At 70.4% G+C, this 13631-nt stretch carries 9 protein-coding genes; 1 reads left to right on the plus strand and 8 read right to left on the minus strand.

The window, feature by feature from the left end:
• Window positions 1–9 precede the first annotated feature (9 nt).
• The 8 genes from IO20_RS0102230 to IO20_RS0102265 all read right to left on the minus strand — a co-directional run bounded on the left by IO20_RS0102230 (window position 10) and on the right by IO20_RS0102265 (window position 10424).
• Window positions 10–726: an ABC transporter ATP-binding protein gene (locus IO20_RS0102230; RefSeq protein ID WP_030206170.1), complete on the minus strand. Its 717-nt coding sequence runs from the start codon at window positions 724–726 to the stop codon at window positions 10–12.
• On the minus strand, window positions 723–1799 hold the full coding sequence (locus tag IO20_RS0102235) for an ABC transporter ATP-binding protein (RefSeq protein ID WP_030547197.1): 1077 nt from the start codon (window positions 1797–1799) through the stop codon (window positions 723–725). Before IO20_RS0102235 ends, IO20_RS0102230 begins: the two co-directional genes overlap by 4 nt.
• Window positions 1800–1802: 3 nt before the next feature.
• Window positions 1803–3638, minus strand: a complete 1836-nt coding sequence (locus IO20_RS0102240) for a branched-chain amino acid ABC transporter permease (RefSeq protein ID WP_106978535.1) — start codon at window positions 3636–3638, stop codon at window positions 1803–1805.
• A gap of 5 nt (window positions 3639–3643) precedes the next feature.
• Complete coding sequence (locus IO20_RS0102245; protein ID WP_030547195.1) at window positions 3644–4573, minus strand: branched-chain amino acid ABC transporter permease; 930 nt, start codon at window positions 4571–4573, stop codon at window positions 3644–3646.
• Between the two features lie 100 nt (window positions 4574–4673).
• Window positions 4674–5900: a branched-chain amino acid ABC transporter substrate-binding protein gene (locus tag IO20_RS0102250; protein ID WP_106978528.1), complete on the minus strand. Its 1227-nt coding sequence runs from the start codon at window positions 5898–5900 to the stop codon at window positions 4674–4676.
• A 479-nt stretch (window positions 5901–6379) separates the two neighbouring features.
• Window positions 6380–7264: a trypsin-like serine protease gene (locus IO20_RS0102255; RefSeq protein WP_051874308.1), complete on the minus strand. Its 885-nt coding sequence runs from the start codon at window positions 7262–7264 to the stop codon at window positions 6380–6382.
• A gap of 310 nt (window positions 7265–7574) precedes the next feature.
• Window positions 7575–8069, minus strand: a complete 495-nt coding sequence (locus tag IO20_RS0102260; protein WP_030547192.1) for a PaaI family thioesterase — start codon at window positions 8067–8069, stop codon at window positions 7575–7577.
• Between the two features lie 57 nt (window positions 8070–8126).
• Complete coding sequence (locus IO20_RS0102265; protein ID WP_030547191.1) at window positions 8127–10424, minus strand: FdhF/YdeP family oxidoreductase; 2298 nt, start codon at window positions 10422–10424, stop codon at window positions 8127–8129.
• Window positions 10425–10546: 122 nt separating this feature from the next.
• Between IO20_RS0102265 and polA the strand changes: the two genes are divergently transcribed.
• Window positions 10547–13258 (plus strand): DNA polymerase I, encoded by a 2712-nt coding sequence (polA, locus tag IO20_RS0102270; protein WP_030547189.1) that lies wholly within the window; start codon window positions 10547–10549, stop codon window positions 13256–13258.
• Window positions 13259–13631: the final 373 nt, after the last annotated feature.

Raw genomic sequence — 13631 nt, forward strand, 5'->3', positions numbered from 1 at the left:
TGCTGCTGCTCAGTCCTCGCCGAGGTACGCCTTGCGGACGGACTCGTCGTGGAGCAGGTTCTGCCCGGTGCCGGAGAGGACGACCTTGCCGATCTCCATGACGTGACCGTGGTCCGCCAGGGCGAGCGCGGCCTGGGCGTTCTGCTCGACGAGCAGGATGGTGGTGCCCTGGGCCTTGAGCTCGGCGATGGTCGCCATGATCTTCTGCATCATGATCGGGGAGAGGCCCATGGAGGGCTCGTCGAGCATGAGCAGCTTGGGCTGGGACATCAGGGCGCGGCCCATGGCGAGCATCTGCTGCTCGCCGCCGGAGAGGGTGCCGGCGGCCTGCTTGCGACGTTCGCCCAGGATGGGGAAGAGGTCGTAGGCGCGCTGGACGTCCTTGGCGATGCCGGCGGTGTCCTTGCGGAGGAAGGCGCCGAGGAGGAGGTTCTCCTCGATGGTCATCCGGGGGAAGATGTGCCGGCCCTCGGGGGAGTGGGCGAGGCCGAGGGAGACGATCTTGTGGGCGGGGATCTTGCGGAGGGACTTGCCCTCGAACTTGATCTGGCCGCCGACCGGCTTGAGGAGCCCGGAGAGGGTCCGCAGGGTGGTGGTCTTTCCGGCGCCGTTGGTGCCGATGAGGGTGACGACCTCACCGGCGTCGACGGAGAAGGAGATGCCCTTGACGGCCTCGATCTTTCCGTAGGCGACGCGCAGGTCCTCGACTTCGAGCATTGCGGTCATGCGTCGTTCTCCTTGCCCGAAGCAGGGTCGTGCGGGGTGTCCTCCGAGGCGGGGGTCTCGTCGGAGGCCGGGGCCTCGTCGGCCGGGGTCTCGTCGGAGGCGGGGGCCTCGTCGGTCTCCGGGTCCTCGGCGGGCTCCGGGGCCTCGTCGGCCTCGTCGGTCTCTTCGGCCTCCGGGGCGTCCGTCGCAGGCGCCGCGTCCGTCGCAGGCGTGGCCTCCGCGGGCGTGGCCTCCGCGGGCGTGGCCTCCGCGGACGGCGCGTCCGCCTCGACCGGCTCGCCCAGGTAGGCGGCGATGACGCGCTCGTCGCTCTGGACGGTCTGGCTGTCGCCCTCGATGAGCTTCTGGCCCTGGACGAGGACGGCGACGCGGTCGCAGAGGTTGAAGATGAACCGCATGTCGTGCTCGATGACGAGGACGGCGATGCCCATGTCCCGGATGGCGAAGATGAGTTCCTCGGCGGCCCGCGTCTCCTGCGGGTTCATGCCGGCGGTGGGCTCGTCGAGCAGGATCAGGCCGGGGTCGCTCGCGAGGGCGCGGGCGATCTCGAGCTTGCGCTGCTCTCCGTACGGGAGGTTCTTGGCGAGGTGCTGGGCCTTGTCCTGGAGGCCGATGAACTCCAGGAGTTCCATGGCCCGCTTGGAGGCCTCCGCTTCGGCCTTCTTGAAGGAGGGGAGGCGGAGCAGCGCGGACCAGAGGCCCTGCTTCATGCGGGTGTGGCGTCCGACGAGGACGTTTTCCAGGACCGTCATGTTGTGGAAGAGACGGATGTTCTGGAAGGTGCGGGCGATGCCGGCGTCGGTGACCTTGTAGGACGTGGGCGGCAGGACCGTGCCCTTGTACCGGACTTCACCCTCGGTGGGGACGTAGAGGCCGGTGAGGCAGTTGAAGAAGGTGGTCTTGCCGGCGCCGTTGGGGCCGATGAGGCCGACGATCTCGCCGCTGTTGACGGTGAGGTTCACGTCGCGGACGGCGGTGAGGCCGCCGAAGCGCATGGTGACCCCGCGTGCGTCGAGGACGGTCTCGCCGGTGGGCGCGGTGGTGGCGCCGGCGGTCTTCGTGGTGGTCGTCATGGTTCAGGCACCTGCCTTGGCGAGCGTGGCGGGCGTCTCGTCCTTCTCGTGGAACTCCAGCTGGTTGCGCCGGTTGGCGATGATGCCTTCCGGGCGGAAGCGCATGAGGAGGATCAGTGCGACGCCGAAGGCGAAGAGCTGGTACTCGCCCATGAACTGGAGCTTGTTCGGGATGAGGAAGAGGAGGGACGCGCCGACCAGGGGGCCGCTCATGGTGCCCATGCCGCCGAGGACGACGGCCGCGAGCAGGAAGGCGGAGTTGGGCGGGATGGGGCCGGCGAAGAGGTACTGCTCGGGGGTCACGGTGTAGGTGACGTGGGCCTGCACGGTGCCGGCGAGGCCGGCGAGGCCGGCGCCGAGGGCGAAGGCGATGAGCTTGACGCGGAAGCCGTTGATGCCCATGGCGAGTGCGGCGGTCTCGTCCTCGCGGATGGCGACCCAGGCGCGGCCGATGCGGGAGTCGCCGCTGCGTCGGAAGACGAGTACGACGACCGCCATGATCAGCAGCATCAGGAAGAAGTAGTTGGCGAAGCGTCCGATGGTGAAGCCGGCGATGGAGTGCGCGGCGCCGAAGTCGAATCCGAGGATGTTGAGGTTCGGGATGGACGAGATGCCGTTGGAGCCGTTGGTGATGTCGGGGCCGGAGGTGCCGTCGGTGTTCATCACCGCGATGCGGAAGATCTCACCGAAGCCGAGCGTCACGATGGCGAGGTAGTCGCCGCGCAGTCGCAGGGTCGGGGCGCCGATGAGGACGCCGAAGACCAGGGAGGCTCCGGCGCCGACCAGGATGGCGGCCCAGAAGGGGAAGTGGACGCCGAAGGGGGAGCTCGGGGCGCCCGAGACGAGGGCGGCCGCGTAGGCGCCGACGCCGAGGAAGGCGACGTATCCGAGGTCGAGGAGACCGGCGAGGCCGACGACGATGTTCAGGCCCAGGGCGACCGTGGCGAAGATCAGGATGTAGACGCCGAGCGTCGCGTACTGGTCGTCGGTCTGGGTGAAGGGGAAGAGCGCCGCGGCGGTGAACGCGCCCGCGATGGAGAGGTTCTGGTGCTTGCTGGTGAGCTGCGTGGCCTGTGCGACGAGGCCCGACTTGCTGACGGCGGCGAAGCCGAGGCCGGCTGTGATCAGGAAGCCGAGGAACAGCTCGTCGTACTCGGTGCCGACACCGTAGGTGAAGACGCCGAGGGCGATGGCGAGGACGCCGGCGATGATCAGGATCTCGACGGAGGAGTGCATCGTCGGGAGCCGGCGTGCGGTGCCGGTGGTGGCGAAGGCGGCCCTGAAGGAGGCCCAGCCGTTGCCGGCGCGGTGCTTGAACTGGTCCCAGGAGGTGTCCTCGGGGTCCACGGGGAGGACCTTCGGCCGCTCGAAGGGGAGGGCGAGGGCGCCGAGGAGGGCGAGGAGGCTGGCGAGTGCGACGACCGCGCCGCCGGGCTCCAGGTTGACGGGGCCGCCGAGCTGGATGCTGATGGCGCCGACGGTGAACCAGGTGATGGCGAAGTTGGCGAGGGCGGCGAGCTTGAGGGCCGCGTCGCCGCCGGCCGGGGTCAGCCAGCGGGTGCCCCTGACGCCGTACGAGGAGAGGGCGAAGAGGGCGGTGAGTACGCCGGTGACCAGGACCTGCATCTGGAGGCCGGCGGGGGAGCCGTAGTACGTGAGGTCGCCGGGGAAGCGGGGGGTCCAGGTCCAGGCGAGGAAGCAGCTGACGACGGTGAGGACGCCGCCGCCCAGGGTGAGGGCGCGGGCTGCCGTGGCCGGGATGAAGCCGATGAGGCCGGTCGCCTCGGCGGCGGGCTCGGGAGCCGCGGACGCCTTGGGGTTCTCGGAGATGGTGGTCATGGTGCTCACGCCCTGTCCGCGACGCGCTCGCCGAGGAGGCCTTGTGGCCGGGCGAGGAGTACGACGATGAGGAGTACGAAGGCCCAGACGTCGGCCCAGGACTGGCCGCCGAGCTGCTCCATACCGGGGATGTGGCTGATGTACGCCGTCGCCATGGTCTCGGCGACACCGAGGACGACTCCGCCGAGCATGGCTCCGTAGATGTTGCCGATTCCGCCGAGGACCGCGGCCGTGAAGGCCTTGAGGCCGAGGAGGAAGCCCATCTTGTAGTCGACGACGCCGTACTTGAGGCCGTAGGCGACGGCTCCGACGGCGGCCATGGCGGCGCCGAGGGCGAACGCGATGACGATGATCCGGTCGGTGTTGACGCCCATGAGCTTGGCGGTGTCCGGGTCCTGCGCGGTGGCCTGCATGCCGCGGCCGGTGCGGGTGCGCATGACGAAGAAGGCGAGGAAGGCCATGCAGATGGGGGCGGCGATGAGGAGGAAGACGTCGCCGGTCTGGATGGTGATCGGGCCGAGTTCGATGGAGCCGCCGGGGATCTGCGGGAAGGTCCGGGCGGACTTGGCCTCCGGGTACCAGACCCATACGGCGTACTGCAGGGCGAGCGAGAGACCGATGGCCGTGATGAGCGGGGCGAGGCGGGGGCCGCCGCGGAGCGGACGGTAGGCGAACCGTTCCGCCCCGATGGCTATGGTGGTCGCGACGAGCACGGCACCGATGATCATGAGCGGCAGTGCGACCCACATGGTGGTGCCGCCGGGCAGGATGAGCCAGACCGTGAGGGCTCCGAAGCCACCGGTCATGAAGATCTCGCCGTGGGCGAAGTTGATGAGCTGGACGATGCCGTAGACCATCGTGTAGCCGACGGCGACGAGCCCGTACATGGATCCCAGTAGCAGGCCGTTGACCAGCTGCTGCGGCAGTTCGTTCACCGCATTGTCCTCCGAGACTTTCGACGGATGTGACACCGCGCGGGGAGCCAGGTGCGGCCCCCCGCGCGGTGAAGGTGGTGCGTGAGTGGTGAGGTGGGGATCAGCCGCCGAAGGTGCCGGACTTGACCGGCTTGAACGCGCCGCCCTCGACCTTGTAGACGGTCAGCTGCTTGTTGGTGGTGTCACCGAACTCGTCGAAGGAGACCTTGCCGCTGACGCCCTCGAAGGAGACACCCTGGACGGCCTCGACGACCTTGGCGCGGGCGTCGTCCGGGAGCTTGCCGCCGTTGCCGTCGACGACCTTCTTGACGGCCTCGATGATGGCCCAGGTCGAGTCGTACGAGTAGCCGCCGTAGGCCTCGTAGGCCTCCTTGTAGCCACCGGTCTTGTAGTCGGCCAGGAAGTCCTTGGCCGAGGCGAGGGACTCGATCGGCGCGCCGACGGAGGTGGCGAAGTCGCCCTCGGCCGCGGTGGCGCCCGCGAGCTTCACGTACTCGGGGCTGAAGAGCGCGTCGCCGCCGACGACGACGACCTTCGCGCCGGCTTCCTTGATCTGCTTGGCCAGCGGGCCGGCGGCCGGGTACTCGCCACCGTAGTAGACGACGTCGGCGCCGGAGCTCTTCACCTTGGTCGCGACCGCGGAGAAGTCCTTGGTGTCGGGGTTGATGTGCTCGGTGCCGAGGACCTTGCCGCCGAGCTTCTCGAACTCGCCCTTGAAGGTGCCCGCGAGGCCGGCGCCGTAGGTCTTCTTGTCGTCGATGATGAAGGCCTTGGTCTTCTTGGCCTCGTTGAAGACGTACTGGGCCGCGAAGGGGCCCTGGATGGCGTCCGTGGTGGCGGTGCGGAAGTACGACTTGTAGCCGCGCTTCTTGTCGCCGGAGGCCCAGTTGACGCCCTGGCTCAGGGCCGGGTTGGTGTTGGCCGGGGAGACCTGGGCCAGCTTCGCGTCGTCGAAGACCTTCTGCATGGCCTCGGCGACGCCGGAGTTCAGCGGGCCGACGACGCCGAGGACGGTCTTGTCGGCGACGAACTTGGTGGCGTTCTGCTGGCCGGCGGAGGGCTGGGCCTGGTCGTCCAGGGACTCCAGCTTGAAGGTCACGCCCTTGACGTATTCCTTCTTGTTGGCCGTCTTGACCGCCAGGTCGGCCGAGTTCTTGATGCCGAGGCCGAGGGCCGACAGCTCGCCCGTGAGGGGGGCGTCGAGGCCGATGGTCACGGTGACGTTGCCGGTGTCACCGTCCTTGGCCGCGCCGTCCTTGTCGTCGCGCGAACCACAGGCGGTGAGGGTGAGTGCTCCCGCGGTGACCGCGGTGGTGAGTATGAGCATCGAACGGTTTCGCACGAAGGGTCCTTTCCCTGGCGCGGCCCCCTCGGATGAGGCGGTGCCGTGAAGCTGCAATGCGAGGGGTGCCGTTTTTGGAACGCCGGGCCGTACTGGGTTGGTACAGGGCCGTGCAGTAGGACGCGCCCGGCGGCGCGGTGACTGGCGGTGACTCTAAGCGCAGGTGGGGAGGGTCGGGGAGCGCCGAGGGAAGGATGTGACTGTCTTGTTATGCCGACGGGGAAAGAGTGTGTTCGACGGGTGGGAAAACCGGGGCATAGCGGTCTGTAATGCAGTGTTCACATAGTGAGAACGTGCAGTTCCGCTAAGGGGCTTGAGTGAATCTTGCTCCTGTCGGGGGCGTCGGCCGACTCTCCGGATATCGGACAGTGGCAGAAACCTCAGCGGACGGAACGCCTCGCCGGCCACCGTCCGCTCCCGCCCTCCCCCACCCGCGCGAACGTCACTCAGGGTGACGGCCGACGTCAGGGGAGCTGCACGTACGGCTTCAGGAAGGCGCGTGCACCGGGACTGTCCAGGCGGTACGTCACATTGGTGGCGTAGCACGGCGAATCGCCGGTGATCGTGGTGGCCACGAGGGTGAACGTGCCGTTCAGCGTGGCGAAGTTGGGGCCGCCCGAATCGCCGTAGCAGGCGCCGCCGTTCCCCTGGGGCGCGGTCATGGCGAGCCGGATCCAGGCGGGGTTCAGCGCGTCGAAGGAGACCGGTGCCTTCATGCGGACGCCGCCGCCGGGGTGGGTGTGTCCGCCGGGGCCGCGCTTGGACTCCTCGGTGCCGTAGCCGGCGACCAGGAAGGGGGTGGTGTTCAGGCCCTGTGCGCCGAGCGCGTCGAGGGCGCCGGCCCGGGGGAGGGTCGCCGGGGTGAAGGACCAGCGGGCCTTCATGGCGGAGGCGGGCACTTCGATCACCGAGATGTCGTGGGTGTCGGAGGCGGGGCCGGGGTAGGCGGGGTGGTTGTGGGCGGTGCCCTCGACCGCCACGCTGCGGGCCTGGGCGGCCGGGTCGCCCGGGTGGGCGGCGGCGGCCCTGTCCAGCCCGGCCTGCACGTCCTGGTCGAGCGAGACGTGGAAGCGGACGTTGTCCGGCCAGTCCGTCGTGCAGTGCGCGGCCGTGAGGAAGGTGTTCGCGTCGATCATGGTGCCGGAGCAGACCCAGTCGACGCGGTCCGGTGTGGCGGGGTCGCCGTCGTTGTCCCAGGTCGCGACGAGCGCGCCGACCTCGGTGCGCTCGGGGGCGGGGGCCGCGTTGTACGAGTTGATCGCCGAGGCCGGGATCGCGGTGGCGAGGACGGCGGCGCAGGCGGCGGCGGTGACGGTGGTCAGCGCGTAGGTGGTGCGAACGGCGGTCACGAAGAACCCCTCGGTGTGTGAGTGGATCGGGTGTTCTCCTGTGGGGGAGGTTCGCCAGTGAAGCGGCTGTGGCCGCGTGGGGCAAGAGGGGCCGGGGGTAAGGAAGTTGGAGGGAGCGGAGAGGAGAACGGCGCGGCGCGGGAGGGTCGCCCCGTCCCGCGCCGCGCCGTGGTGTGCCGTCCGTCCCTGTGGGGGGCGTCGCCCGCCCTGCTCGGACGGTTCAGGCCCGTCACCCGCCCCACTCGGAGGGTCAGGCCCGTCACCCGCCCCGCTCGGAGAGTCAGGCCCGTCACCCGCCCCGCTCGGACGGTCAGGCCCGTCCGGCCTCCGGCAGGTCGCCCGCGTCCTTGGTGGTGATCTCGCGCAGCATGCAGGTCAGCCGGGCGGTGCAGACCCGCTTGTCCTGCTCGTCGGTGATCACGATCTCGTACGTGGCGGTGGAACGCCCGCGGTGCACCGGGGTCGCGACGCCGGTCACCAGGCCGCTGCGCGCTCCGCGGTGGTGGGTGCAGTTCAGGTCGACGCCGACCGCGATCTTCGAGACCCCGCCGTGCAGCATCGAGCCGATGGACCCGAGGGTCTCGGCGAGCACCGCGGAGGCGCCGCCGTGCAGCAGGCCGTACGGCTGGGTGTTCCCCTCCACCGGCATCGTGCCGACGACCCGCTCGGCCGAGGCCTCCAGGATCTGGACGCCCATCCGGTTCCCGAGGTGCCCGGCGGAGAAGAGTGCCGGGAGGTCGACGCCCAGCGCCGCGTACTCGTCGATGACCTCCTGCGGGAACTTCACGTGCTGCTGTTCACCCATGGCCCGACTCCGTTCGTCTTCGTACGGCTGATCTTCCTGAGCTGCCTGAGCAAACGCTTAGGCGGAAGCGGATTCTTCCAGACGCACGATCACGGACTTGCTGGCGGGGGTGTTGCTGATGTCCGCCGTCGACTCCAGCGGCACGAGGACGTTGGTCTCCGGGTAGTAGGCCGCCGCGCATCCCCGGGGCGTCGGGTAGTGCACCACCCGGAAGCCGGGCGCCCGCCGCTCGCTGCCGTCCGTCCACTCGCTCACCAGATCCGCGTAGTCCCCGTCGGCGAAGCCGAGGGCCGCCGCGTCCTCGGGGTGGACCAGGACGACCCGGCGGCCGCCCTTGATGCCCCGGTAGCGGTCGTCCAGGCCGTAGATCGTGGTGTTGTACTGGTCGTGCGAGCGCAGCGTCTGCAGCAGCAGCCGCCCCTCGGGCACCCTCGGGTACTCGACGGGCGCCGCGGTGAAGTTGGCCTTGCCGGTCTTGGTGGGGAAGCGGCGCTCGTCGCGCGGGCCGTGCGGCAGCGCGAAGCCGCCCGGGTTCGCCGCGAGCCGGGCGTTGAAGTCCTGGAAACCGGGCACCACGCGCGCGATGCGGTCCCGGATCGTGGCGTAGTCCGCCTCGAACTCCTCCCAGGGGGTGGCCGAACCGGCGCCGAGGACCGCGCGGGCCATCCGTGCCACGATCGCCGGCTCCGACAGCAGGTGCGGACTGGCCGGGGGCAGGTTGCCGCGCGAGGCGTGCACCAGACTCATCGAGTCCTCGACCGTCACGAACTGCTTGCCGCTCCTCTGCACGTCCTTGTCGGTGCGGCCGAGGGTGGGAAGGATCAACGCGCGCGTGCCCGTGACCGCGTGCGAGCGGTTCAGCTTCGTCGACACGTGCACGGTCAGGCGCGCGGTGCGCATCGCGGCCTCGGTGACCTCCGTGTCGGGCGTCGCCGCCACGAAGTTGCCGCCCATTGCGAAGAACACCTTCGCCTCGCCGTCGCGCAGCGCCTGGATCGAACGGACCACGTCGAAGCCGTGGTGGCGCGGCGAGACGATCCCGAACTCCTTGTCCAGGGCGTCGAGGAAGGCGGGCGCGGGCCGCTCGAAGATGCCCATCGTGCGGTCGCCCTGAACGTTGGAATGGCCGCGCACCGGGCACACCCCGGCGCCCGGCCGGCCGATGTTTCCGCGGAGCAGCAGGAAGTTGACCACCTCGCGGATGGTCGGCACGGAGTGCTTGTGCTGGGTGAGGCCCATCGCCCAGCAGACGACGGTCCGCTCCGAGGCGAGCACCATCTCCAGGGCACGCTCGATGGCGGCCCGGTCGAGCCCGGTGGCGGCGAGCGTCTCGTCCCAGTCGGCCTCCTTCGCCGCCGCCGTGAACTCCTCGAAGCCGTGGGTGTGCTCCCGTACGAACTCCTCGTCGACCGCGCCGGGCGTCTGGAGGACCAGCTTGTTGAGGAGCCGGAAGAGGGCCTGGTCGCCGCCGATGCGGATCTGCAGGAAGAGGTCGGTGAGCGCGGCGCCCTTGAGCATGCCCTGCGGGGTCTGCGGGTTCTTGAACTTCTCCAGGCCGGCCTCGGGCAGCGGATTGACCGAGATGATCTTCGCGCCGGCCGTCTTCGCCTTCTCCAGGGCCGAGAGCATCCGCGGGTGGTTCGTCCCCGGGTTCTGGCCGGCCACGATGATCAGGTCCGCCTGGTGCAGGTCCTCCAGGGAGACGCTGCCCTTGCCGATGCCGATGGTCTCCGTCAGGGCCGAGCCCGAGGACTCGTGGCACATGTTGGAGCAGTCGGGCAGGTTGTTCGTGCCGAACTCGCGGGCGAAGAGCTGGAGCAGGAACGCCGCCTCGTTGCTCGTCCGTCCCGAGGTGTAGAAGAGGGCCTCGTCGGGGGAGCCGAGCGCCCGGAGCTCCTCGGCGATGATCGCGAAGGCCCGCTCCCAGGTCACCGGCTCGTACCGCTCGCCACCCTCCGGGGCGCTCCCCTTCTCCAGGAGCATCGGCTGGGTGATCCGGCCCTGCTGGCCCAGCCAGTACCCGCTGCGGGTCGCCAGGTCCGCCACCGGGTGCGCGGCGAAGAACTCAGGGGTCACCCGGCGCAGCGTCGCCTCCTCGGCGACCGCCTTCGCCCCGTTCTCGCAGAACTCCGCCACGTGCCGCTTGTCCGCCTCGGGCCAGGCGCAGCCGGGACAGTCGAAGCCGTCCTTCTGGTTGACCTTCAGGAGGGTCCGGGCGGTGCGCAGCGTCCCCATCTGCTCCTGGGCGATCCGCAGGGTGTGCCCGACGGCGGGCAGGCCCGCCGCGGCGTGCTGGGGCGGCGTGACCTGCGGTGCGTCCTGGACCGGGTCACCGACCGGCGGCTTGCTGACCATCGCGCTCTCCCTTGAGCGGTAATCCTGTGGCGTACGTCTCCGATCCTGTCACGCGGTACGGACAGCCCGGCACCTCAGCCGCTGTGGACGGGATTGTCGGTGGGCCGTGGCAGGATCGTGGTGTGGCCGAGACAGCATCGAAGAACCCCGCAGACACCCGCCCCCGCCTGCTCCTCATGGACGGGCACTCGCTCGCGTACCGGGCGTTCTTCGCGCTGCCCGCGGAGAACTTCACCACCGCGACGGGGCAGCCGACGAACGCGATCTACGGGTTCGCCTCGATGCTGGCGAACACGCTCCGCGACGAGGCGCCCACGCACTTCGCGGTCGCCTTCGACGTGTCGCGGAAGACCTGGCGGTCCGAGGAGTTCCCGGAGTACAAGGCGAACCGTTCGAAGACCCCCGACGAGTTCAAGGGGCAGGTCGAGCTGATCGGCGAGCTCCTCGACGCGATGAACGTGCCGCGCTTCGCCGTCGACGGCTTCGAGGCGGACGACGTCATCGCGACCCTCACCACCCAGGCCGAGGCCGAGGGCTTCGACGTCCGGATCTTCACCGGTGACCGGGACTCCTTCCAGCTGGTCTCCGACCGCACCACCGTGATCTACCCGACCAAGGGCGTCTCCGAGGTCACCCACTTCACCCCGGAGAAGGTCCAGGAGAAGTACGGCCTCACGCCCTCGCAGTACCCCGACTTCGCCGCCCTGCGCGGCGACCCGTCCGACAACCTGCCGGGCATCCCCGGCGTCGGTGAGAAGACCGCCGCCAAGTGGATCAACCAGTTCGGCTCCTTCGCCGAGCTGGTCGAGCGCGCCGACGAGGTCAAGGGCAAGGCAGGCCAGAACTTCCGCGACCACCTGGAGTCGGTCCGGCTGAACCGCCGCCTGACCGAGATGGTCCGGGACGTCGAGCTGCCGAAGGCCGTGACGGACCTGGCCCGCGAGCCGTACGACCGCGGGGCTGTCGCGCTCGTCCTCGACACCCTGGAGATCCGCAACCCCTCGCTGCGCGAGCGGCTCCTCGCCGTCGACCCGGGCGCCGCGGAGGAAGCCGCCCCGGCCCCCGACGCCGGCGTGGAGATCGACGGGTCCGTCCTCGGCTCCGGAGAGCTCGCCCCCTGGCTGGCCGAGCACGGCACCGAGCCCCTCGGCATCGCCACCGTCGACAGCTGGGCCCTCGGCACGGGGAACGTCAGCGAGATCGCCCTCGCCGCCGCCGGCGGAGCCGCCGCCTGGTTCGAGCCCAGCGCGCTCGACGAGGCCGACGAGCGGGCCTGGTCCGCGTGGATCGCCGACCCCGCCCGGCCCAAGGTCATGCACAACGCCAAGGGCGCCATGCGGGTCTTCCCCGAGCACGGCTGGAGCATCGCGGGCGTCACCATGGACACCGCCCTCGCCGCCTACCTCGTCAAGCCCGGCCGGCGTTCCTTCGCGCTCGACGCGCTCTCCGTGGAGTACCTCCACCGCGAGCTGGCCCCCGCGGCCGCCGCCGACGGGCAGCTCGCCTTCGGCGCCGACGACACCGCCGAGGCCGAGGCCCTCATGACCCAGGCGCGGGCCGTCCTCGACCTCGCCGGGGCCTTCGACGAGCGGCTCGCCGAGGTCGGCGCCCGTGAACTCCTCCACGAGGTCGAGCTGCCCACCTCCGTGCTGCTCGCCCGTCTGGAGCGGCACGGCATCGCCGCCGACCGCGACCATCTGGAGGCGATGGAGCAGCAGTTCGCCGGCGCCGTGCAGCAGGCCGTGAAGGAGGCGCACGCCTCCGTCGGGCACGAGTTCAACCTCGGCTCGCCCAAGCAGCTCCAGGAGGTCTTCTTCGGCGAGCTGAACCTGCCGAAGACGAAGAAGACCAAGACCGGTTACACCACGGACGCCGACGCGCTCGCCTGGCTCGCCGCTCAGACCGAGCACGACCTGCCCGTGATCATGCTCCGGCACCGTGAGCAGGCGCGGCTGCGCTCCACCGTCGAGGGCCTGATCAAGACGATCGCCGCCGACGGCCGGATCCACACCACCTTCAGCCAGACCGTCGCCGCCACCGGCCGGCTGTCCTCCACCGACCCCAACCTGCAGAACGTGCCGGTGCGGACGGACGAGGGCCGGGCCATCCGGCACGGCTTCGTCGTCGGCGAGGGCTTCGAGGCCCTCATGACCGCCGACTACAGCCAGATCGAGTTGCGCGTCATGGCGCACCTCTCCGAGGACGAGGGCCTCATCGAGGCCTTCACCTCCGGCGAGGACCTCCACACCACCGTCGCCTCCCAGGTCTTCGGCGTCGAGCGGTCCGCCGTCGACGCCGAGATGCGCCGCAAGATCAAGGCCATGTCGTACGGCCTGGCGTACGGCCTCTCCGCCTTCGGCCTCTCCCAGCAGCTGAACATCGACCCGGGCGAGGCCCGCGGACTGATGGACACCTACTTCGAGCGCTTCGGCGGGGTGCGGGACTACCTGCGCCGGGTCGTCGACGAGGCCCGCGCCACCGGGTACACGGAGACGATGCTGGGCCGCCGCCGCTATCTGCCGGACCTCAACAGCGACAACCGGCAGCGTCGCGAGTCCGCCGAGCGGATGGCGCTCAACGCTCCCATCCAGGGCACGGCCGCCGACATCGTCAAGGTCGCCATGCTGAACGTGGACCGGGCGCTCACGGAGGCGGGCCTCGCCTCCCGGATGCTCCTCCAGGTCCACGACGAAATCGTGCTCGAACTCGCCCCCGGCGAGCGCGAGCAGGTCGAGGCACTGGTCCGCGAGCAGATGTCCGCGGCAGCCGACCTGCGCGCCCCGCTGGACGTCTCCGTCGGCGTGGGCCACGACTGGGACTCAGCCGCGCACTGACAGCAGGACGACGGGCGGGCCCCTACGGGCCCGCCCACCCGGTGGTGGCCTGCGCCCACCCCGTTGCGGGCCGCGCCCACCCCAACCCCCCCATTGTGGGCAGTCGTCCCGCTGGGCGGGACGGGTGGACACGGGACGGCGCCCCCTGCCGGGCCTAGACTTCCAGGCCTGAACCCACACCCCTAGTCCGGCCCGGCGCGCAGGGGCACCTGCGCCAGGTGGACCAGTCGAGGGGCGGCCTCACGGCCCCGCTCCCGAGACTGGGCGCATGATCACGAGCCGCTCCCGCCTGAGAGCCTGGGTCCTCCTCACCGCCCTCTTCGGGGCGTCCGGCACCGCCTGGCCGGCCGAGGCGCACCGGGCGCCCGCACTC

The sequence above is a fragment of the Streptomyces exfoliatus genome, from assembly GCF_000725545.1.
Classification (GTDB): domain Bacteria; phylum Actinomycetota; class Actinomycetes; order Streptomycetales; family Streptomycetaceae; genus Streptomyces; species Streptomyces exfoliatus.